Here is a 23,809-nt window from a genome sequence, read left to right on the forward strand (position 1 = left end):
GACTTAAAATTAACCTTTTTTCAAAACTCTAAAAATACACAAAGAAATATGCGAGAAAAACTACCGAATAAAACCATTACAACCTTAAACAAGATAAACTTTCATAAAAAAGAATCAACCCAACCTCCCTCAAGAAACAAAATCACCAAGATTATTATTTTATAGAATCAGACCTTTGAATTTAACATTGCCATTGAGGTCGAATTACTATCTTTGCAGCAAATTTGTTTAGAAATGAAGAATTTAATTACTGAATTACAATGGCGTGGCTTAGTTCACGACATGATGCCTGGAACAGAAGAGCAACTTTTAAAAGAAAGCACCTCAACATATATTGGTTTCGATCCAACTTCTGACTCACTTCACATCGGGAGTTTAGTTCCCATTATTTTATTGGTTCATTTAAAAAACTTCGGACACAAACCTTTTGCTTTAGTAGGAGGAGCAACCGGAATGATTGGTGACCCAACAGGAAAAAGTGACGAAAGAAACCTATTAGACGAAGAAACTTTGGCTAAAAACGTTGAAGGAATCAAAAAACTACTTTCTAAGTTTCTGGATTTCAATTCAAACGAAGCTAACGCTCCTATCCTAGTTAATAATTATGACTGGATGAAGAATTTTACGTTCATCGATTTTGCCCGCAACGTAGGAAAACGTATTACCGTAAACTACATGATGGCTAAAGATTCCGTAAAAAAACGTTTGTCTGGAGAAGCAGGAGACGGCATGTCGTTTACCGAGTTCACGTACCAATTAATACAAGGATACGATTTTTACCACTTGCACAAAACTCACAACTGTTTATTACAAATGGGTGGTAGTGACCAGTGGGGAAATATTACCACCGGAACAGAATTAATCCGACGAATGAATCCTGAAGGAAACAACAAAGCTTTTGCAATGACTTGTCCTTTAATCACTAAAGCAGATGGATCTAAATTCGGAAAATCTGAAGGAGGAAACGTTTGGTTAACAGCAGACAAAACATCTGTTTACAAGTTTTATCAGTTTTGGCTTAACACTTCTGACGAAGATGCCGAAAAATACATCAAGATTTTCACATTCTTAGACAAAGAAACTATCGAAGCTTTGATAGAGGAACACAAACAAGCGCCTCACTTAAGAGTTTTACAACGTAAACTTGCAGAAGAAGTAACCACGTTTGTTCACAGCAAAGAAGCACTAGAAAAAGCAATTTCAGCTTCTAATATTTTGTTTGGAAATTCTACTTCCGAAGAATTAAAAGGATTAGACGCAGAAACTTTCCTAGAAATTTTTGAAGGAGTTCCTCAAGCGGAAATTTCACGTAGCGAAGTTGAAACCGGTATTAACATTGTAGATATCTTGAACACCAAAACCGGATTTTTAAAATCTAACGGTGAAGCTCGACGTGCATTAACCGAAAATTCGATAGCTGTAAACAAAGAAAAAGTAACAGAAGAATACTCGGTTTCCAATAAAGATTTAATTAATAATCAATTTATCTTATTACAAAGAGGTAAGAAAAATTATTTTGTAATAAAAATTCAATAAAAAAGTTGAAAATAGAAAACGAGGTCATCTCATTTTTGAGACAGCCTCGTTTTTATTGGTTTAAACTTAACTAACATAAAATTTCAGTAATTTAGCCAGACTTTTAAATTCAACACAATGAAAAAACTCCTTATTTTAACTCTTGGAATGATGGGACTAAGCGCAAATGCACAAAACGTCATGACTCCTGAATTACTTTGGAAACTTGGTCGAGTAACACCTCTAGGGATCTCTAACGACGGAAAAAATATTGTTTACAAAGTGGCCACTCCTTCTATGGAGGAAAACAAGTCCAATTCAAAATTTTACATTATCCCTGTCAACGGTGGTAATCCAACAGAAGTAAAGGATACCAAAGATTTACTGAGAAACAAAAATATTTCACCGGATGGTCGTTATTTGATTTCGCACCAAGCCGTAAAAATCAGCAATGTTTTTGGTAAAGATATTTATCCAGAATTGACAAAATCGGATGCTAAAGTTTATGATGGATTAGACTATCGTCATTGGGATACTTGGCGAGATGGAACTTACAATCATGTTTTTTACGGAAATGTCGCTAATGCAGAAGCTCCTGTAGATATTATGCAAGGAGAACTATTCGATTCCCCGCAAAAACCATTTGGTGGTGATGAAGATTATATCTGGTCGCCTGACAGCAAAAATATTATCTATGTTTCTAAAAAGAAGTCTGGTACTGCTTATGCTACGAGTACCAACACCGATTTGTACCAATACAACATCGACACTAAAGAAACTAAAAACCTTACTGAAAACAATTTAGGTTACGATACAAATCCCGTTTTTTCTCCTAAAGGTGACTTAACTTGGTTACAAATGAAACGTGACGGTTATGAAGCTGATAAAAATGATATCATTGTTCGTTTTAAAGGCTTAGATATCAATCTAACTGCAGGTTGGGATGGAACAGTGGAAAGTTTCAAATGGAGCGATGATAATAAAAAAGTTTATTTCATAGCTGCGGTAGACGGAACCAAACAACTTTTCGAAGTAAATTTTCCAGGTTTAACCAAAATTGCTATTACTGTTAAGCAGATTACTAAAGGAGATTTCGACGTAACCCAAATTGTTGGTTTTTCTGATTCTAAAGTAATTTTAGCAAGAAATGACATGAACCATGCGTCAGAGGTTTATTCTTACGATTTAGCTAAGAAAACATGGAAACAGTTAACAGAAGTTAATACAGAAATTTACAACAAATTAGCCTTAAGCAAAACTGAAAAACGTTATGTAACAACAACCGACGGTAAAAAAATGCTAGTTTGGGTGATTCTTCCTCCTAATTTCGATGCTACTAAAAAATACCCGACACTTTTATATTGCCAAGGTGGACCACAAAGCGCACTAACTCAATCTTATTCTTACCGTTGGAATTTCCAAACTATAGCTGCACAAGGTTATGTAGTAGTTGCGCCAAATCGTCGTGGTATGCCAGGACACGGTGTAAAATGGAATGAACAAATTTCAGGGGATTGGGGCGGACAAGTTATGGATGACTACTTAACTGCCATTGACGAGATCGCAAAAGAATCGTATGTAGACAAAACACGTCTAGGGGCTGTTGGTGCCAGCTACGGAGGATATTCTGTTTTCCAATTAGCAGGAATACACAAAAACCGTTTCAAGACTTTTATTTCACATTGTGGTATTTTTAACACACAAAGCATGTACGGAACTACCGAAGAAGTTTTCTTTACCAATTGGGATGCAGGTGGAGCGTATTGGGAAAAAGAGAATCAAATTGCTCAAAAAACCTACAACGAATTTAATCCTATTAACTACATCAACAATTGGAACACTCCTATTCTTATCATTCAAGGAGAAAAAGACTACCGTGTGCCAATTGGACAAGGACAAGAAGCCTTCCAAGCTGCTCAACTTAAAGGAATCAAAAGTAGATTTTTACTTTTCCCTGAAGAAAATCACTGGGTGTTAAAACCTCAAAATGCATTAATTTGGCAACGTGAATTTTTCAAATGGTTACAAGAAACACTATAAAAATAACCCCGAAGCGCAAAACTTCGGGGTTATTTTTTATTATAAGAAAACCTCATGATACATGAGGTTTTTCTTTTATTAGTTATTCGGTTCTTTCATTTTGAATGTTTCCATGAATTTTGTGGTGTAGTTACCTGCCACATAATCCGGCTCATCCATTAATTGTCTGTGGAACGGAATAGTAGTTTTAATTCCTTCAATTACAAACTCATCTAAAGCACGTTTCATCTTATTTATAGCTTCTTCACGTGTTTGAGCTGTTGTAATTAACTTAGCAATCATTGAATCGTAATTTGGCGGAATAGTATATCCTGCGTATACGTGAGTATCTAAACGAACTCCATGACCTCCTGGCGCATGTAAAACGGTAATTTTACCTGGCGAAGGACGGAAATCGTTATAAGGATCCTCAGCATTGATACGACATTCGATAGAGTGCAATTGAGGTAAGTAATTTTTACCTGAAATTGGCACACCTGCTGCTACCAATATTTGCTCACGAATCAAATCATAATCGATAACTTGTTCTGTAATTGGATGCTCTACTTGGATACGAGTATTCATTTCCATAAAGTAGAAATTACGGTGTTTGTCTACCAAGAACTCAACAGTACCTGCTCCTTCGTATTGAATGTACTCCGCAGCTTTAACTGCTGCTTCACCCATTTTATGACGCAATTCGTCAGTCATAAAAGGAGATGGCGTCTCTTCTGTTAATTTTTGGTGTCTTCTTTGAACAGAACAATCTCTTTCTGAAAGGTGACATGCTTTACCGAATGAATCCCCTACCACTTGAATTTCAATATGACGAGGTTCTTCGATTAATTTTTCCATGTACATCCCATCATTTCCGAAGGCTGCAGCTGCTTCCATACGAGCACTTTCCCAAGCTTTTTCAAGCTCTTCTTCTTTCCAGATGGCACGCATTCCTTTTCCTCCACCACCAGCAGTAGCTTTCATCATTACAGGGTAACCTATTTCTTTGGCTACTTTTTTAGCTTCTTCAAAAGATTCTAAAATCCCTTCAGAACCAGGAACGCAAGGAACTCCCGCTGCTTTCATGGTTGCTTTAGCCGTAGCTTTGTCACCCATTTTATCAATCATTTCAGGAGAAGCTCCAATAAATTTTATGTTGTGCTCCTGACAGATTTTAGAAAACTTAGCATTTTCAGATAAGAATCCATAACCTGGGTGAATAGCGTCTGCATTCGTGATTTCTGCTGCAGCAATGATGTTCGACATTTTCAAGTAAGATAAATTACTTGGTGCTGGTCCGATACATACTGCTTCATCTGCAAATTTCACATGCAAACTATCGGCATCAGCCGTAGAATATACTGCTACGGTTTTGATCCCCATTTCTTTACAAGTTCTAATTACACGAAGTGCAATTTCGCCCCTGTTAGCAATTAATATTTTTTTAAACATCTTCTGAAATTTTAAATGTTGAATTATAAATTTTAAATTACTTGAATGAAGTAAAATACATCATTCAAAATTTAGCATTTAAAATAACTTATGATGGGTCAACTAAAAATAACGGTTGATCAAATTCTACTGGAGAAGCATCATCAACTAAAACCTTAACGATTTTACCAGAAACTTCACTTTCGATTTCGTTGAATAATTTCATCGCTTCGATCACACATAAAGTATCACCTTTACCGATGGTAGAACCTACTTCAACAAACACAGGTTTATCTGGAGATGGTTTACGGTAAAAAGTTCCAATCATTGGTGATTTCACTGTTACGTATTTAGAGTTATCCTCTGCTGTTTCGGCTACAGGTGTTGCAGCAACAGGAGCTGCAGCCATAGGAGCTTGAGCTACCGGCATCTGAGGCATTGCAGCCTGCATTGGCACCTGGTGAATGTAAGTAGTCTCAGCTGCACCTTCAGCAGTAGTTTTAATGGTGATTTTGAAATCATCCATCTCTAATTTTACTTCGGTAGCACCTGATTTTGCTACAAACTTGATTAGGTTTTGAATTTCTCTAATATCCATGATATTGGGTTTTGGTTTATTATTTAGTATCATATGCCCACTTTAGGTAAATAGATCCCCATGTGAATCCACCACCGAAAGCTGCAAATATAAGATTATCTCCTTTTTTTAATTGTTTTTCAAAATCATGCATCAGCAACGGTAAAGTCGCTGAAGTGGTATTTCCATAACGATGAATATTGATTAAGACTTTATCATCCTCTAAATTCATACGTTGAGCCGTTGCATCGATGATACGTTTATTTGCCTGATGTGCCAATAACCAATCTACCGATTCTCCAGTTAAACCATTGCGTTCCATGATTTTTTCACTAACGTCTGCCATACCGGAAACTGCATATTTGAATACTGTTTTTCCGTCTTGGAACACGGTATGTAAACCATTTTCAACCGTTTCCTTGGAAGCCGGTAAAATAGATCCACCTGCATCAATTTTAAGATACTCACGTCCGATTCCGTCACTTCGTAAAATTTCATCTTGTACTCCCAAGCCTTCATAATTCGGTTCAAAAAGTACGGCTCCACCACCATCTCCAAAGATAATACAAGTTGCTCTATCGGTGTAATCTATAATAGACGACATTTTATCGGCACCAATCAACAATACTTTTTTATATTTACCTGATTGAATATAAGCTGAAGCGGTAGACATCCCGTAAAGGAAACTAGAACATGCAGCTTGTAGATCGAAAGCAAAAGCATTCGTTGCTCCAATTTGCGTAGCAACAAAAACACCTGTCGATGCTACTGGCATATCTGGAGTTGCTGTAGCCATAATAACCAAATCGATTGTTTTAGGGTCTAAACCTGTTTTCTCGATAAGATTTTGCGCAGCTTTTATCGCTAAAAAGGAAGTTCCTTTCCCTTTTTCTTTTAAAATTCTTCTTTCTTTTATTCCAGTACGTGTAGTAATCCACTCGTCTGTCGTATCTATCATAGTTTCAAGAACTTGATTAGATAAGACAAAATCCGGGACATAGGCACCTACGGCGGTTATTGCGGCAGTTATTGTACTCATGTTTTTCAAATAATTCCTCTTAAAACGAGCCTTTTTAAAATCAGGTTGAAGATACAAAATTCTTTAATACAAAGATACAATGCACTTCTAAATAAATTCGGTTATATCCAACAAAAAAACTCCCACATTTCGAGTGAGAGTTCGATTTTCTTTTACTAAAACGTATTAAGCAACAGCTACTGATTTATCAATAACTACCTGACCTCTATAGTACATTTTACCTTCATGCCAGTAAGCTCTGTGGTATAAATGTGCTTCTCCAGTTACAGGGCAAGTTGCGATTTGAGCAACAGTTGCTTTATAGTGAGTTCTTCTTTTGTCTCTTCTAGTTTTCGAGGTTTTTCTCTTAGGATGTGCCATTTTACAAAATTATTTATCCGTTAATAGTTTCTTTAATGCTGCCCAACGCGGGTCAATTTCTTTTTCTTGTATTTCTTCGTCTTCGGTTTGTGTTTCCTCTTGCTCGATTAAAACTTCTTCTGACAAAGTTTTATTTTTCGCATCAGGATGTACACGTTTTAAAGGGATTGACAAAACAATCATTTCATAAATGTATTGCGATACATCAATTTGGTGTTCTCCATAAGGCAAAATGAGCAACTCCTCATTATCGTCGTTATAGTGTTCACCAAAACGAACCACTAGCTTTAATTTTCCTTTAATAGGTAAATCAAAAGGTTCATTGGTTATATCACAAGGAACATGTACGGTTCCAGTATGCTTAAAATTTAATTCAAGCATATTGCTTTGTTTTTCCAAAACCAGTGTCACTTTTATTTCGGCCGAATCAAATTCGTCGTATTCAAAGTGATCAAAGAACGATTTATTAATTTGATATTCAAACTGATGTTTCCCCAGCTTTAATCCCACATAGGAGATTAAATATTCATTTGTAACTTTCATCTTAACAACAATTTGTCCCTTATTTAGGGTGTGCAAAGATATAAATTATTTATAAAATCAAAAGGGTTATGAACATTTTTTTGTTTATAACTGTTTTTCTTTTATTTTTAATGGATTAGCAACCATTTCTTCATAAGCCATTCTTGACTTAAAAATATCAATTGCCGCATAGATCGCCTCTGAAAAAGACTGATGGTCTGCTATTCCTTTTCCGGCTATATCAAAACCGGTTCCGTGATCCGGAGAAGTTCTTATTTTATTGAGACCTGCTGTATAATTAACTCCTTTTCCGAAAGACAAGGTCTTGAAAGGAATCAATCCTTGATCATGATAAGTTGCTATAACCGCATCGTATTTTTCATATTGGTTGCTTCCAAAAAATCCATCCGCAGAATAAGGGCCAAAAACCAAAATTCCTTCTTCAAAAATTTTCTTCAAAGCAGGTTTCAATACTTTTTCTTCTTCATCACCAATCACACCATTATCACCAGAATGTGGGTTAAGTCCTAAAACTGCAATTTTTGGTTTGTTAATTCCAAAATCTCTAACCAAGGTCTGATTAATGGTTTGTATTTTTTTACGTATTAAATCTTCTGTAAGATGTTTCGCCACTTCGTTGATAGGCACATGATCTGTCAACAATCCTACACGAAGATTATCTTGAATCATCAACATTAACGCATTACCTTCTAATTCCTGATTCAAATAGTCAGTATGCCCCGGAAAAGAAAATTCTTCCGATTGAATATTTGACTTATTAATTGGCGCTGTCACCAACACATCGATTGTTCCTTCTTTTAAAGCCTTGGTTGCTTCCACAAAAGATTTCACAGCATAACTTCCTACATTCTCATCTACCTTTCCAAATTCTAAATTAACCCCTTCTCGCCACACATTTAAAACATTAATCTTTCCGGGAAGAATTTGATCTACTTTATCTATTCCGTGAAGATTCACATTCAGATTGAGTTGTTTTTTTAAGAAAGAAAGGATTTTTACATTAGCAAAAATAACCGGCGTGCACAATTCTAGCATACGCGTATCTTCTAAAGATTTCAGAATAACTTCGCTACCGATACCGTTCAAATCACCAATTGAAATTCCTACAATTATATTTTCTGGTCTTTTTGTCATCAGTTCAATGTATTTATTGCTAATTTTGAATGCAAATTTACTAAAATAAAATCAGTAATGTTTACAGGAATCATAGAAACTCTCGGAACCATCAAAGGGCTGGAAAAAGAAGGCGAAAATCTTCAAATTTCGATACAATCTAACATCACCCACGAATTAAAAATAGATCAAAGTGTGGCACACAATGGCGTGTGTTTAACTGTTGTTGCTATAGAAAATGACACATATACTGTTACAGCCATTAAAGAAACTCTTGAAAAAACCAACCTAGGAGAATGGAAAGTGGGAGAAAAAGTAAATTTAGAGCGCGCCATGAAACTAGGCGATCGTCTAGATGGGCATATAGTTCAAGGGCACGTGGATCAGACTGCTATTTGTAAAAATATTGAAGAAGCCGATGGAAGTTGGTATTTTACTTTTGAATACGACAAATCTCTAAACAATATTACTATTGAAAAAGGTTCGATTACGGTAAATGGTACGAGTTTAACGGTCGTGAATTCGAAAATTAATGAATTTAGTGTAGCGATTATCCCCTATACTTACGAGCATACCAATTTTAATAGTTTCAAAATAGGAACAAAGGTTAATTTAGAATTTGATGTGATTGGGAAGTATGTAAAAAGATTACATGAATTACAAGCCTAAAACAACCATTTTATTTAAATAGTTACAAAACTTCGATTTTTACTCGAAATAATAAGCAAAAAAAACCAAATTCGAAATGAATTTGGTTTTTTTTATTTGATCAGTGGTAGTCTAATTTTTTATTTCATCTTCATCAACCAGTTTCGCATAGAAACTTCATTAGAGATAATTCCTCTTAACTCAGAAATTGCCACACGGTCTTGTTGCATAGAATCACGATGACGAATCGTAACTGTTTTATCTTCTAAAGTTTGATGATCCACAGTAATACAGAACGGAGTTCCTAAGGCATCTTGACGACGGTAACGACGACCTACGGCATCTTTCTCATCATATGCCACATTGAAATCCCATTTCAAATCTTCGATAATTTCCCTTGCTAACTCCGGCAAACCATCTTTTTTCACTAATGGTAAAACCGCAGCTTTTGTTGGGGCTAACACCGAAGGCAAACGCAATACCGTTCTGCTTGAACCATCCTCTAAAGTTTCTTCTTGTAAAGCTTTAGAGAAAACTGCCAAAAACATACGATCTAAACCAACCGAAGTTTCCACTACGTATGGAACATAGTTTCTGTTCTCTTCTGTATCGAAATATTGAAGTTTTTTTCCTGAAAATTGCTCATGTGCTTTTAAATCGAAATCAGTACGCGAGTGAATTCCTTCCAACTCTTTAAATCCAAATGGGAAATTAAACTCGATATCTGCCGCTGCATTAGCATAATGCGCTAATTTTTCATGGTCATGGAAACGATAATTTTCTTTTCCTAAACCAAGTGACAAATGCCATTTCAGACGTGTTTCTTTCCAGTATTCGTACCATTTCATTTCCTCTCCTGGCTTTACGAAAAACTGCATCTCCATTTGTTCGAATTCACGCATACGGAAAATAAACTGGCGCGCCACAATTTCATTACGGAATGCTTTTCCGGTTTGTGCAATACCAAAAGGGATTTTCATACGACCTGTTTTTTGCACATTCAAGAAGTTTACGAAAATACCTTGAGCCGTTTCAGGTCTAAGATACAAATCCATTGCTGTATCCGCTGAAGCGCCCAACTTAGTCCCGAACATTAAGTTAAACTGACGTACTTCAGTCCAATTTTTAGAACCAGTTTCTGGATCAGCAATTTCTAGTTCTTCGATTAAAGCTTTCACGTCGGCCAAATCACCAGAATCTAAACCTTTAGCCATTCTTTGTAAAATAGCATTCTTTTGATCTAAATACCCTTTTACTCTTTCATTAGTCGCTACAAATTGTGCTTCATCAAAAGCTTCACCAAAACGGCCTCTTGCTTTTTCGATTTCTTTTTGTGCTTTTTGGTTTAATTTTTCGGCATAATCCTCAATTAAAACATCTGCGCGGTATCTTTTTTTAGAATCTTTATTATCAATCAACGGATCATTGAAGGCGTCTACGTGACCAGAAGCTTTCCAAGTAGTAGGATGCATAAAAATTGCAGCATCAATACCCACGATGTTTTCATGCATCTGCACCATGGATTTCCACCAATAATCTCTAATATTTTTCTTTAATTCTACACCGTTTTGCGCATAATCATATACAGCGCTCAAACCATCATAAATTTCGCTAGACGGAAAAATAAATCCATACTCTTTTGCGTGCGAAACTACATTTTTAAATAAATCTTCTTGTTTTGCCATAGTATTGCAAAAATAAAAAAAAACGGACTTAAATTCCGTTTAATATTACAGTTTATATTACGTTGAAAAATTGCTTTTCCTTTTTCACAAAATTAAGACAAATTATCTCAATGTTAAGACTGAATTTCCAATTAAATTGACACCCGAATAAATATTGATTTCATAATCCCCTTTTATGAGATCCTCCTTTTTTGGTTCCACAAAAAGACAAACATCTACTTCTTTGTTCTCGTAATATACATTTGTTTTTGCGCTGTAACTCGACAAAGGTGCTTTACGCGTCGAAATATTATCTTCTTGAGCCACTACTTTTTTCGAAGGATTTATGACTTGGATATAAATATCTTTTTTTCCTTTTACCGCTGTATTGTTTTCTAAAAGCGTAAAACAAACTCTAATCTGTTCTGTTTTGTTAAACCTTCTAGTTTTAATGACATTATTAGACACTATTTTAATTCCATTGGCCCGCACGTTTTTGGCTTCAAGATTTTTTGATACTGCCACTACTGTTTCATTTTGGCTATTTTTTTTCTGAAGTTCCCTATTGGCTTCCAACAATCTTTTTATATGATTGTTTAACTGTTTATTCTCCTGAATCTTATTCTCCAAAGTCCCAGAATCTAGTTGCAACACTTCTTTTTCAGCTATCTTATTTTCCAATACTTGTTTGTATTTCACACTATCTAAAACACCATGTTTGGCTAAAATACCACTGTACAAAAGCAATTGTTTATTCTTCAGCAATTCAGCATCGTAACGATTTAAAATTTCTCTTAACTCGTTATTATGGGTGACTACTTCTAATTTGTAGTTTTTTACTAAATTTTCATTTTTGACATTAGCTTCATAATTTTTAAATCCTAAAATTATGGAAATCGACATGAATACAATCGATGTTAGAAGGTATATAGATTTTGGTACTTTCTCTATCATTTTCAAAAAAGATGAATATATTTATTAAATTTATCTTATTCACTCAACAACTTAAAAAAAAATCGATGAAATGCTTGAATATTTGATAAACATATTTTACCCTAAAACATGTCCCGGATGTCTAAATTTGATACTAAAATCTGAAAATCAACTATGTACGAGCTGTAGACATGAGATTCCTCTTACAAATCATCTATCTACTAAAGAAAACGAAGCTTTTCAGAAATTTTACGGTAAAATACCCCTTGAAAATGCATTTTCGATGTTTTATTTTCACAAAAAAGGAATCACTCAAGAACTCATTCATCATTTGAAATATAAAAAAAGACAAGAAATTGGTACGGTTTTAGGCCAATGGTATGCTGAAGATTTGAAACAGCAGAAAGTATTCGAAGAAGTGCATTATATCATACCTGTACCTTTACATCCAAAACGACTTAAACAAAGAGGCTATAACCAAATTAGTACTTTCTGCCATGCTATTGGTGATACATTGAATATTCCTGTAACAACCGATATTCTTTACAGAAATCACTATTCGATCACACAATCCAAAAAAAATCTGGAAGAAAGATCGAGTCTTAATACCAATAGCTTTGACGTGAATCATAACGAAGAACACCACCATAAACACTTTTTACTGATTGATGACGTGCTAACAACCGGAGCCACCTTGGAAGCGTGCGGAAAAGCCATTTTAAAAATTCCCGGAGCCAAACTGAGCATCCTAACAATGGGATTTTCGGAATCATAATCGTTAAACTAACTAAAAATATTTCGTTTACACTAAATAAAGTGGTTATTTTGTGCTGTAAATCGATATCCATGAGAAAAATTAAATTTCTATTCTGTATCATTATAACCCTTTCCTTAGCGGTGAGTTGTGCCAAAAGAGGATCTATAACTGGCGGCGACAAAGATGTTACCCCTCCAAAAATTGTCTCGAGTTACCCTGAAAATTTTTCTAAAGATTTTAATACTAATACCATCAAGATTAATTTTGATGAATATATAAAGATTAAAGATTTACAAAAAAATCTGGTAGTTTCCCCACTTATGAAAACTCCCTTAACGGTATTACCGCAAGGAAGCGCCAGCAAACAAATGATTATAAAAATCAACGATACTTTACAACCTAACACAACATACAGTTTTAATTTTGGCCCAAGTATCACTGACAATAACGAAGGAAACCCGATAAAACAGTTCAAATATGTTTTTTCAACAGGAAAAGAACTAGATTCTCTTACCGTTGAAGGATTCGTTAAAGATTCTTACGAAAAAGTAACCGACAAATATGTGAACGTGATGCTTTATGAAGTAGATGACACGTTTACCGATTCTATCATTTACAAACAAACGCCACGATATATCACCAATACGCTAGACAGCACCACGACGTTTAAACTCGATAATGTTAAAGCAGGAAAATACAAATTGATCGCTTTAAAAGAAAAAGCTGCGAACTATAAATTTGATCCTACGAAAGATAAAATAGCTTTTTATAATCAGACCATTACCGTTCCGGATCCTTCTATTTTTGAATTGGAATTATTCAAAGAGGTACCTGCGTTTAAAGCACACCGACCGTCTCAAGCTTCTGGTAACCGACTTCTGTTAGGTTATGAGGGGAACCCAAAAGATGTTATAATTACCGCAACTAGAAACCAAGAAAAGGTTCAGGTAATATCCACTAAATTAACGAATAAAGATTCTCTCCAACTTTGGTTTCAGCCTTTAAAAAATGATTCTTTAAAACTGACCGTATCCAATAAAGGTATCGATAAAATATTTGCACTTAAAACAAGAGAGTTGAAACAAGATTCTTTAAAAATAACCGCTAAAACTAAAGGAATCGTAGGATTTAACGACAAATTCATTCTGCATTCGGAAACTCCTTTGACTAAATTTGATGAGAGTAAGATACGTTTGACAAAAAAAGATTCCTCGACGGTTCAATTCAAAAAACATTACGATGTATTTCATCAAGATTGGGAATTTTTATTTGATAAAGAACCAAACGAAAAATACACTTTAACCTTACTTCCTGAAGCTACAGAAGATTATTTGGGTCAGAAAAACGACACTTTGACTTTTCAGGTTAATACAAAATCATTGGAAGATTATGGTAATTTGAAATTGAATTTGAAAAATGCCAAATCGTTACCAGTCATTGTAGAACTTACAAACGAAAAAGGAGAAACAATAGTTTCTAAATATACAGAAACTACTCTGGTGGAATTTTTGTTGTTAGAACCTCAAAAATACTCACTGCGCGTTATTTATGATGAAAACAAAAATCAACAACGCGATACTGGAAATTACCTTGAGAATCGTCAGCCCGAAGAAGTGTACCATTTCCCGAACGAAATAGACTTAAGAGCTAACTGGGATGTGAATCAGGAAATTGATCTAGGAAAATAGCGAGATTACGAAAATATTAATTCGTAATCTCGAAAATGTCCTTATCATTTAGGAAATTCAATTTTTGTCTAGTCGTCAACATTTCTGCTTTGTCTAAGGTTACTAGTTGAACTGCTTCGGTTTCAAATGGAGCAATCAACGCATTCCCTAAATAATCTATAACCTGAGAGTGTCCTACATAAGGCATACCATTGCCATCGATTCCAATGCGATTAACGCCTATAGTATAACAAAGATTTTCTACAGAACGTGCCTTTAGTAATATGTCCCAAGCATTGATTCTTGGTTTAGGCCAGCTTGCCACATAGAGAAGCAAATCATAATTTTCTACATTACGAACGAAAACCGGAAAACGCAAATCGTAACAAATTTGAAGACAAATTTTCCAATCTTTATATTCCACTATAACTTTTTCTCTTCCAGGAGTAAAAACGGCTTCTTCTTTAGCCAAAGTAAATAAATGACGTTTGTCGTACTTTTGAAAAGTACCGTCAGGATACACAAAAAGCATTCGATTGTAAAAATTACCTTCCTCCTCTATCACTAGACTTCCCGTAATAGCGGTATTTTTCTTTCTCGCTAAAGCAATCATCCAAGAAACCGTCACACCATTCATTTCTTCAGCCACAGCAGAAGGATTCATGGTAAAACCAGTAGAAAACATCTCGGGCAAAACAATTAAATCTACCGCTTCTGAAATAGCATTGATTTTTTCTTCAAAATAAATTCTATTGGCTTCTGGATTTTCCCAGACTAAATCGGATTGTATGATAGCTATTTTCATGAATTAATTTATAAAAAACGTGTAATTATTGCTTTGGCTTCCAAGCTTCCAAAAAGGCCTTAATTTTGTCAAAACTATAACTTTTCCCTTCTTCTAAAGAGCCTGTTTCTTGTACATGAATTAATTTCCCTATGGGATCTAAGATCAAAAAAACAGGATAACCTTGCTTTTCTCCAGGATTACCATAGTTGCTAAAAAACAATTCGTTTTTGTTCTTAGGGGACCAATTTAAATGATAATAAAGATAATTCTTATCGATTATATTTTTTAAATCATCAGATTTTTGAATAAAATCATTCAATCGAAGGCACCAGACGCACCAATTCCCACCAACTTGAAGAATAATGTTTTTATTTTCGGCCGCGGCTTGAATACGTAATTCTTTCACTTTGGCATCTGCGTCTTCTAGTTCCTGATATGGTTTTGGCAAACTGGCTTTTTCTAATTCAATTTTCTTTTTCTTTTCAGCCTTTTCTTCTTCTGTTTGTGAAAATGCCAAAGTAGAAACTAATAGGCAAAATAAGTATATCTTTTTCATGATTCGATTTAAATTGTTTACTTTAAAAAAGTCATAAAAAAAGCGTCCGAAGACGCTTTTTGACTTATTTTATCAAACTCGCTTTCAGATATTCTCTGTTCATTCGAGCGATATTTTCTAATGAAATACCTTTTGGACATTCAATTTCACAAGCTCCAGTATTCGTACAATTACCAAATCCTTCTTCATCCATTTGACGAACCATATTTAGTACACGTTCTGTAGCCTCTACTTTACCTTGTGGTAATAAAGCATATTGAGAAACTTTTGCTCCTACGAATAACATTGCAGAACCATTTTTACAAGTTGCCACACAAGCTCCACAACCAATACATGCAGCAGCCTCGAAAGCTTTGTCTGCATCAGCTTTAGGAACTGGAATCGTGTTAGCGTCGATAGTGTTGCCCGAAGTATTTACAGATACGAAACCACCTGCCTGTTGAATTCTGTCAAAAGCACTTCTATCTACCACTAAATCTTTGATTACTGGGAATGCTTTACTTCTCCATGGCTCAACAAAGATTGTATCACCATCATTGAACATACGCATGTGTAACTGACAAGTTGTAATTCCTGTATCTGGACCGTGTGCACGACCATTAATATACATAGAACACATACCACAAATCCCTTCACGACAATCGTGGTCAAAAGCGATCGGTTCTTTCTTTTCTGCAACCAATTGTTCATTTAATTGGTCCATCATTTCTAAGAATGAACTATCTGTAGAAACGTTATCTAATTTGTATGATTCCATACTACCCGCAGCTTTAGCGTTTTTTTGACGCCAAACTTTAAGGTTTATATTGATATTCTTTTTTGAAGCCATAATCTTTACATTTTAAGCCGTTGACTATTTATAGTTACGTGCAGCAATTTTGATAAACTCGTATTTCAACTCTTCTTTATGCATTATTTCTTTGTTGATGTCTTCTCCTTGGTATTCCCAAGCCCCAACGAAAGCAAAATTTTCGTCATCACGCAAAGTTTCTCCTTCAGCATCTTGGTATTCTTCACGGAAGTGACCACCGCAAGATTCATTACGTTGTAAAGCATCCATTGCCATTAACTGACCTAATTCCAAAAAGTCAGCTACACGAAGGGCTTTTTCTAATTCCGGATTCATTTCATCGTTGTTTCCCGGTACATAAACGTCTTTGTAAAAATCTTCTTTTAACTGTGCAATTTCGGTAATAGCTTCAGTAAGTCCTTGAGCATTTCTACCCATTCCTACTTTATTCCACATAATTAAACCTAATTTTTTATGGAAATAATCAACCGATTTAGTTCCTTTATTGTTAAGGAAGAAATTAATTTGATCCATTACTCGCTTCTCTGCTTCAGCAAATTCAGGAGAATCTGTAGAAATTTTCCCTGTACGGATTTCATCAGCCAAGTAATTCGAAACTGTGTAAGGTAATACGAAATATCCATCAGCCAAACCTTGCATTAAAGCCGAAGCTCCTAAACGGTTAGCACCATGGTCAGAGAAGTTAGCCTCACCTGCTACGAAACATCCCGGAATAGTTGATTGCAAGTTATAATCAACCCAAACACCACCCATAGTGTAGTGAACGGCAGGGTAAATTTTCATCGGAGTTTCATATGGATTCTCGTCGGTAATTTTTTGGTACATCGTAAACAAGTTACCGTATTTCTCTTCTAACCAAGCTTTACCTAAAGTGGTAATTTCTTCTGGTGTTGGATTGTGATTCCCTTTAGCGTATGCGGCTTGTTTACCTTTATTTTGAATTTCGGTAGAGAAATCTAAATAAACCCCTTCATTGGTATCGTTAGCTTCGATTCCGTAACCTGCATCACAACGCTCTTTTGCAGCTCTTGAAGCTACGTCACGCGGTACTAAGTTACCGAAAGCCGGATATCTTCTTTCTAAGAAATAATCTCTATCTTCTTCTGCAATTTGAGTTGGTTTTAATTTACCGGCTCTAATTGCTTCGGCATCTTCTTTTTTCTTTGGAACCCAAATACGTCCTGAATTACGTAACGATTCAGACATCAAGGTTAATTTTGACTGATTCGTTCCGTGTACCGGAATACAAGTTGGGTGAATTTGTACGAAACATGGGTTAGCAAATAAGGCGCCTTGTTTGTGTATTTTCCAAGCTGCCGTTACGTTACTTCCCATGGCATTAGTAGACAAGAAGTACACGTTTCCGTAACCTCCAGAAGCAATGATCACAGCATGAGCGGAATGTCTTTCAATTTCACCGGTGATTAAGTTACGAGCAATAATCCCTCGTGCTTTGCCATCCACTTTTACTAAATCTAGCATTTCGTGACGGTTATACATTTTTACACGACCTAAACCGATTTGTCTAGATAAAGCAGAATAAGCTCCTAATAACAATTGTTGACCTGTTTGTCCTGCAGCATAAAACGTACGTTGTACCTGTGTACCACCAAACGAGCGGTTATCTAATAAACCTCCGTATTCACGAGCAAAAGGAACCCCTTGTGCCACACATTGGTCAATAATATTTCCGGAAACTTCTGCTAAACGATGTACGTTAGCTTCACGTGCACGGTAATCACCACCTTTGATGGTATCGTAAAACAAACGATATACCGAGTCTCCGTCGTTTTGATAATTTTTAGCAGCATTTACACCTCCTTGTGCCGCAATAGAGTGTGCGCGACGAGGAGAATCTTGAAAACAAAATGCTTTTACGTTATATCCCATTTCACCCAAAGATGCTGCAGCAGAAGCTCCAGCCAATCCCGTACCTACAACAATAACATCAATTTTCGGACGGTTATTCGGTGCAACTAATTTTAGATGGTTTTTATGGTTAGTCCATTTCTCTGAAATGTGACCTTCTGGTATTTTAGAATCTAACTTCATAATATATTCTGATGTTGATTATTTAGTAAAGTGAATGTAAAGTGGAATAATTGCAAACAATAACGGAACAATAATCGCAAACAATTTTCCGAACAATTTAATCGCAGGAGTAAACTTATTATTGATTCCTAAAGATTGGAATGCACTTTGAAAACCGTGTAACAAATGAAACGCCAACACAATCATAGATAGCACATAAAAAATAGTAAAAGGTAATCCCCATTTTGCATCTCTAAAGAAATCGAAAGTAATTTTATGCAAATCTTTATAAGCATCCTTGATTTTTAAATTCACATTGGCATCGTAAATTTCTGTTTTATTCTTAATCACGTATGCCGGATCATTTACTGGCACATAACCACCATCGGTCGTGATATAAAAATCATTTTTCATTCCTTGAAATTCAATTGTCGTTTTTTGCAACGGCATTTGGGAAAAATGCATTTTTGCCCAAAAGTTCACCATGTGTGTAGCAATAAACACTAAGATAACCGTTCCTAATACCGCCATGTTTCTGGATGCGAAACTACTGTTTCCGCTTGGGTTATTCATTGCATAAGCTACAGGACGCGCTTTTTTGTTTTGAATTGCAAGCATAATTCCATCGATCGCGTGAAAAATGATCGAAATGTAAGTTAAATAAGAAAGTAATTTTACCGCTGGATTGGTAGTCATGAACAATGCATACTTATTGAACTGTAATGCATCTCCAAAAATTAACTGTAAGTTACCAGCTAAATGACCAGCCAAAAACAAGCATAAAAATAAACCCGTAAGAGCCATCCAGTATTTTTTTGCTAGTGATGACTTTAAAAGTGCAGATTTTGCCATAATATTTGTTAGATAATTGGTTGTATAAAAATTAAAACAAAAGTAAGGGAATTTGCCCGGAAGTACAACCCAGACTTTCTTATTTATAATGAATTTAAAATGAATTTAACTATCGTTGAATATCAATATTTTACAAGAACAAAAAAAGAGTTTTAGCTGCAAACTTTTATAAAAAATTTAATAATCCAAACTTAATTTTAAAAATAGGTACATCAATCAAATGAAATGAAACAACACCAACGACCTATGGGCTAATGTAAATCATTGCTGAACGCTATTTTTTAGGCGTCAAAATTTCTAAATATTGACTTTCTGACATTTTATCTTTAAAAATCGTTAGTTTGTACTTCCCGACAGGCAGATAAAACTTCTTGTTTTCCGCTTCTTTGATTTTGACATTTTTATCTTTTTTATTCCAATTTCCAGCCACCTCTTTGGTCATTGAATAATCAAAAACAAACGCATTCAAACCTTTTTTAGCTTCGACTTCACGAGTAAACACAACCATTCCGGCTTCATTGGTCACAGAAATATTTACAACTCCGTTTAGATTAGCATAAAACCAAATGTTTTGTAAAGGCTCATTGGGTTTTCCCCAAGCATAATTTTGCACCCCCCAACGTTCAGATTTCGTTCTATCGTTTACTTTAAATAAATGCAGGTTTTTAGCCAAAACTTCTTTCGTTAATTCCTGAACTTTAGAAATATCGATCTTATAAATTGAACGACCGTGAGTTCCTACAATTAACTCTTTTGCTTTGGATTGAATTACCGCATCATGAACCGCCACTTTTGGTATTCCATTAGAAAAATCTTGCCAAGTTGTGCCTTTGTCTAATGAAATGAATAAACTATTATCCGTTCCCACATATAAGATATTCTCGTTGATCGAATCTTCTACAATTACGTTAACCGATTGCGTTATTCCATTCGAAATTGAAGCCCAAGTCGCACCAAAATCTTCTGAAACAAAGACATAACTTTCAAAGTTATCGCTTCTGTAGCCGTTTAAAGTAACATAAACGCGTTCCTTTTTGTGAGCCGAAGCTACCACTCTTGAAACCCATAAATTTTGAGGCAAATTAACCGAAATCAATTGCCACGAAGCGCCACCATCTTTAGAAACGTGAATTTTCCCATCATCGGAACCCGTATAAAGCAATCCAAATTGGAATTTACTTTCTGAAATAGTCGTCAATGTTCCAAAAGCTACATTTCCTTCTTTGGCTCCATTGGTTAAATCCCCTGAAATTTTTTCCCAAGTTTCGCCTTGATTCATTGAACGGTGTAAAAACTCCGAACCCATGTACAAAATATCTTGGTTGTGCAACGACAGTAAAATCGGCGTTTGCCAATTGAAACGATACGGTTTTTCGCCTTTTGGCGCTTTGGGTGTGATGTAGTCAACCTTGTTCTCTTTTTGATTGATTTTGTAATAATTCCCAAACTGATTTCCCGTAAAAACCACACTAGGATTACGACGATCGATTTGCGTTTGCATACCATCGCCACCCATTAATTCTTGATACGGATATTTTCCTTCTTGATGCCAAGCTACAGAATGTGTGTAATTATTGGGGCCAAACCAAACTCCGTTGTCTTGCATTCCGCCATAGACATTATATTTTTCCTGATAATCGACATTTACCGCATAAAACTGACTTACCGCTTCATTGTTGCATTTAATCCAATGTTCGCCATTATCATAAGAAATATTCACACCACCATCATTTCCATTAATAATGTGATTTGGATTTTCTGGATTAATCCAAGTTACGTGATGATCCGCATGCACATTTTCTTTTGAAATTAGAGTGAAAGTTTTTCCCCCATCTTCCGAAAACAGTAAAGGAACACCACCGATATAAACTCTATTTTGATTTTTCTCATCTACCGAAATATTTGCAAAATAATAACCATAGGTGTAAAACATATCGTCGATATAATTCTGATTGGTTTTCTTCCAGGATCTTCCGCCATCTTCCGATTTGTAAACTTCGCAACCAATTACTTCTGTTTCAAATAAAGCCTTATTCGCATCAGACAAAACAGCCAAAACTTCTTTTGGTTCCATATTATTATCGGCCACCCAATTTTTAATGTTTTCCGCGCGATATTTATCTCTAAAACCACTTTCTTTCAAAGCACGATTCAATTCTTTATTCGAAATTTCCATAAAATCAGCCCCTGGAGTTGACAACATCGTAGTCAATTTGTTTTTTGAAACTGTTTTTGGTCGTTTGTTCTGATTATCTAAAACCGCATAAATTACATTTTCGCCGAACATCGCTAAACCAATTCTTCCAACACCTTCGTTAGCGGGAAATCCACTTTCTTTTGTGGTAACTAATTTCCAAGTATTTCCGCCATCTTCACTTTTATAAATACCCGATTTTTCTCCATCACCATCAAAATGCCACGCTTTTCGATCTTTTTGCCAAGACGCCGCAAACATAATTTTAGGATTGTTTTTAGAAACGGCTAAATCAATAATTCCTGTATCTTCCGCTACAAATAACGTTTGTCTCCAAGATTTCCCACCATCGGTTGATTTATAAATTCCGCGCTCTTTATTAGTGGTATACAAATGTCCGACAGCGGCCACCACAATTTCATTCAAATTATTGGGATTAACCCAAATTCGGCTAATATGATGCGAATCATTCAATCCTAAATTTTCCCAAGTCTTGCCTTTATCTGAAGATTTCAAAACACCAACTCCAGCATACGATGAACGCGAAGCATTCACTTCACCCGTTCCAACCCAAATCGTACCTAAATTCCAATCTACCGTAACCGAACCACAATTAACGGTTTCGGCAGCATCCATTACTGGCGAAAAAGAAGTACCGTTGTTATTAGTATACCAAAGTCCACCCGTAGCATACGCTACATAAAACTCCGTTGGATTTTTCGGATTTACGGCTAAATCTACCACGCGACCACTCATAATCGTTGGTCCGATAGTTTTAGCTTCCACTTGATTGAATAAAGAATTTTGAGCAATTGAAGATTGCAAAATCAATAAAAACAATAACGTAATTTTCTTCATCTTGAAAAATTTTTTGAAAAATAGCCAAAACGTTACACTTCTACAAAATTTCTAAAGTATTTAACAACTTTTCATTTTTATCTTATTAATTTTGAAAATCAAAAAATTCAAGATCATGAAATACCATCAAATAGACCGCGATTTATTCATCAAAAATCGAAGTAAGTTTGCTTCTCAGATGAAACCTAATAGCGTTGCCGTTTTTAATTCGAATGACATTTATCCTGTAAGTGCCGATAGTACCTTGCCTTTTGCACAACATCGTGATATTTTTTATTTATCGGGTGTTGATCAGGAAGAAAGTATCTTGTTATTGTTCCCTGATGCGCCTTACGAACATCTAAAAGAAATTCTTTTTTTAAGAGAAACAAACGAGCACATCGCTATTTGGGAAGGTGAAAAATTGACTAAAGAGCGTGCTTTTGAAGTTTCAGGTGTTAGAACTGTAATTTGGTTACAGGACTTTCACAAAACTTTAAAAGAAGTGATGATATATGCCGATACCATGTATATTAACACCAATGAGCACTATCGCTCGTCTGTTGAAACAGAGACGCGAGAAGATCGTTTTATCAAATGGTGGAAAGAAAATTACCCGGCACATAAAGTAGAAAAATCAAACCCGATTTTACAAAGACTACGTTCGATTAAAGAGAGTGAAGAAATCGACTTACTACAACAAGCTTGTAACATTACCGAAAAAGGAATTCGTCGTTTGTTATCGTTCGTAAAACCTGGAGTAATGGAATATGAGATTGAAGCCGAATTGGCGCACGAATTTTTACGTAACCGTTCGAAAGGTTTTGCTTACACTCCGATTATTGCTTCAGGAAACAATGCGAATGTGTTGCATTATATTGAAAACAATCAACAATGTAAAGAAGGAGATTTATTGTTATTAGACGTTGGTGCTGAATACGCCAATTATTCAAGCGATTTAACTCGTACTATTCCAGTTTCAGGACGTTACACCAAAAGACAACGCGAAGTTTACGATGCGGTTTTAAAAGTTAAAAACGAAGCGACTAAAATGTTGGTTCCGGGAACACTTTGGAAACAATATCATATTGAAGTAGGTAAAATCATGACTTCTGAATTGTTAGGTCTTGGTTTATTAGACAAAGCAGACGTACAAAACGAAAATCCGGAGTGGCCAGCTTACAAAAAATATTTCATGCACGGTACTTCTCACCACTTGGGCTTAGATACTCATGATTACGGTTTATTGCACGAGCCTATGCAAGCCAATATGGTTTTTACTGTTGAACCTGGAATTTATATTCCTGCTGAAGGTTTTGGTGTTCGTTTAGAAGATGACGTGGTAATTCAATCAACCGGAGAGCCTTTTAACCTAATGCGCAACATTCCGATTGAAGCAGATGAAATTGAAAGTTTAATGAATAGTTAATAGATTTATTTTTTAACAAAGAAAGAAAACGACTCTGAAAAGGGTCGTT

Annotated in this window: 20 protein-coding genes; 6 read left to right on the plus strand and 14 right to left on the minus strand. The window is 35.4% G+C overall.

The window, feature by feature from the left end; all coding sequences use genetic code 11:
• Positions 1 to 234 precede the first annotated feature (234 nt).
• Together tyrS and NAT50_RS02420 are read left to right on the plus strand one after the other, a co-directional pair.
• Complete coding sequence (gene tyrS, locus NAT50_RS02415; RefSeq protein WP_250591111.1) at positions 235 to 1,536, plus strand: tyrosine--tRNA ligase; 1,302 nt, start codon at positions 235 to 237, stop codon at positions 1,534 to 1,536.
• Between the two features lie 117 nt (positions 1,537 to 1,653).
• Positions 1,654 to 3,555, plus strand: a complete 1,902-nt coding sequence (locus NAT50_RS02420; RefSeq protein WP_250591113.1) for a S9 family peptidase — start codon at positions 1,654 to 1,656, stop codon at positions 3,553 to 3,555.
• A gap of 78 nt (positions 3,556 to 3,633) precedes the next feature.
• Here NAT50_RS02420 and accC read toward each other — a convergent pair whose 3' ends face one another.
• From accC to pdxA, 6 genes are all read right to left on the minus strand, one after another.
• Positions 3,634 to 4,983, minus strand: coding sequence for an acetyl-CoA carboxylase biotin carboxylase subunit (accC, locus tag NAT50_RS02425; RefSeq protein WP_250591115.1), 1,350 nt, complete (start codon positions 4,981 to 4,983; stop codon positions 3,634 to 3,636).
• 88 nt (positions 4,984 to 5,071) lie between these two features.
• Positions 5,072 to 5,560 (minus strand): acetyl-CoA carboxylase biotin carboxyl carrier protein, encoded by a 489-nt coding sequence (accB, locus tag NAT50_RS02430; protein WP_250591117.1) that lies wholly within the window; start codon positions 5,558 to 5,560, stop codon positions 5,072 to 5,074.
• 19 nt (positions 5,561 to 5,579) lie between these two features.
• Positions 5,580 to 6,578, minus strand: a complete 999-nt coding sequence (locus NAT50_RS02435) for a beta-ketoacyl-ACP synthase III (protein WP_250591119.1) — start codon at positions 6,576 to 6,578, stop codon at positions 5,580 to 5,582.
• A 165-nt stretch (positions 6,579 to 6,743) separates the two neighbouring features.
• Positions 6,744 to 6,938, minus strand: coding sequence for a 50S ribosomal protein L32 (gene rpmF / locus NAT50_RS02440; protein ID WP_073308476.1), 195 nt, complete (start codon positions 6,936 to 6,938; stop codon positions 6,744 to 6,746).
• 9 nt (positions 6,939 to 6,947) lie between these two features.
• Positions 6,948 to 7,481: a YceD family protein gene (locus NAT50_RS02445; RefSeq protein ID WP_250591121.1), complete on the minus strand. Its 534-nt coding sequence runs from the start codon at positions 7,479 to 7,481 to the stop codon at positions 6,948 to 6,950.
• Positions 7,482 to 7,565: 84 nt separating this feature from the next.
• Positions 7,566 to 8,615: a 4-hydroxythreonine-4-phosphate dehydrogenase PdxA gene (gene pdxA / locus NAT50_RS02450; RefSeq protein WP_250591123.1), complete on the minus strand. Its 1,050-nt coding sequence runs from the start codon at positions 8,613 to 8,615 to the stop codon at positions 7,566 to 7,568.
• A 57-nt stretch (positions 8,616 to 8,672) separates the two neighbouring features.
• On the opposite strand from pdxA, the gene NAT50_RS02455 reads away from it, so the two are divergent.
• Entirely contained in the window at positions 8,673 to 9,263 is a 591-nt protein-coding gene (locus NAT50_RS02455; protein ID WP_250591125.1) for a riboflavin synthase, read from the plus strand.
• A gap of 119 nt (positions 9,264 to 9,382) precedes the next feature.
• On the opposite strand, the gene NAT50_RS02460 is transcribed toward NAT50_RS02455, so the two are convergent.
• On the minus strand, positions 9,383 to 10,927 hold the full coding sequence (locus tag NAT50_RS02460; RefSeq protein WP_250591127.1) for a glycine--tRNA ligase: 1,545 nt from the start codon (positions 10,925 to 10,927) through the stop codon (positions 9,383 to 9,385).
• A gap of 102 nt (positions 10,928 to 11,029) precedes the next feature.
• Positions 11,030 to 11,860: a hypothetical protein gene (locus tag NAT50_RS02465; protein ID WP_250591129.1), complete on the minus strand. Its 831-nt coding sequence runs from the start codon at positions 11,858 to 11,860 to the stop codon at positions 11,030 to 11,032.
• Between the two features lie 262 nt (positions 11,861 to 12,122).
• On the opposite strand from NAT50_RS02465, the gene NAT50_RS02470 reads away from it, so the two are divergent.
• Together NAT50_RS02470 and NAT50_RS02475 are read left to right on the plus strand one after the other, a co-directional pair.
• Positions 12,123 to 12,614 carry a ComF family protein gene (locus NAT50_RS02470; protein WP_317236667.1) on the plus strand — a complete coding sequence of 164 codons (492 nt, stop codon included), beginning with the start codon at positions 12,123 to 12,125 and terminating at the stop codon, positions 12,612 to 12,614.
• Positions 12,615 to 12,685: 71 nt separating this feature from the next.
• A complete protein-coding gene (locus NAT50_RS02475) occupies positions 12,686 to 14,284 on the plus strand; it encodes an Ig-like domain-containing protein (protein WP_250591133.1) in 1,599 nt (532 codons plus the stop codon).
• Positions 14,285 to 14,300: 16 nt separating this feature from the next.
• On the opposite strand, the gene NAT50_RS02480 is transcribed toward NAT50_RS02475, so the two are convergent.
• From NAT50_RS02480 to NAT50_RS02505, 6 genes are all read right to left on the minus strand, one after another.
• Entirely contained in the window at positions 14,301 to 15,068 is a 768-nt protein-coding gene (locus NAT50_RS02480; RefSeq protein ID WP_250591135.1) for a nitrilase family protein, read from the minus strand.
• A 25-nt stretch (positions 15,069 to 15,093) separates the two neighbouring features.
• On the minus strand, positions 15,094 to 15,606 hold the full coding sequence (locus NAT50_RS02485; protein WP_250591137.1) for a thioredoxin family protein: 513 nt from the start codon (positions 15,604 to 15,606) through the stop codon (positions 15,094 to 15,096).
• A gap of 64 nt (positions 15,607 to 15,670) precedes the next feature.
• A complete protein-coding gene (locus NAT50_RS02490) occupies positions 15,671 to 16,435 on the minus strand; it encodes a succinate dehydrogenase/fumarate reductase iron-sulfur subunit (protein WP_250591139.1) in 765 nt (254 codons plus the stop codon).
• Positions 16,436 to 16,459: 24 nt separating this feature from the next.
• Positions 16,460 to 18,469, minus strand: coding sequence for a fumarate reductase/succinate dehydrogenase flavoprotein subunit (locus tag NAT50_RS02495; RefSeq protein ID WP_250591141.1), 2,010 nt, complete (start codon positions 18,467 to 18,469; stop codon positions 16,460 to 16,462).
• Between the two features lie 18 nt (positions 18,470 to 18,487).
• The gene (locus NAT50_RS02500; RefSeq protein ID WP_250591143.1) at positions 18,488 to 19,300 is read right to left on the minus strand and encodes a succinate dehydrogenase cytochrome b subunit; all 813 of its coding nucleotides are present in this window, start codon (positions 19,298 to 19,300) and stop codon (positions 18,488 to 18,490) included.
• Between the two features lie 274 nt (positions 19,301 to 19,574).
• Positions 19,575 to 22,352 (minus strand): VPS10 domain-containing protein, encoded by a 2,778-nt coding sequence (locus tag NAT50_RS02505; RefSeq protein WP_250591145.1) that lies wholly within the window; start codon positions 22,350 to 22,352, stop codon positions 19,575 to 19,577.
• A 115-nt stretch (positions 22,353 to 22,467) separates the two neighbouring features.
• Here NAT50_RS02505 and NAT50_RS02510 point away from each other — a divergent pair, with 115 nt between their 5' ends.
• A complete protein-coding gene (locus NAT50_RS02510) occupies positions 22,468 to 23,760 on the plus strand; it encodes an aminopeptidase P family protein (RefSeq protein WP_250591147.1) in 1,293 nt (430 codons plus the stop codon).
• Positions 23,761 to 23,809 lie beyond the last annotated feature (49 nt).

The organism is Flavobacterium luminosum (assembly GCF_023635005.1).
GTDB lineage: Bacteria > Bacteroidota > Bacteroidia > Flavobacteriales > Flavobacteriaceae > Flavobacterium > Flavobacterium luminosum.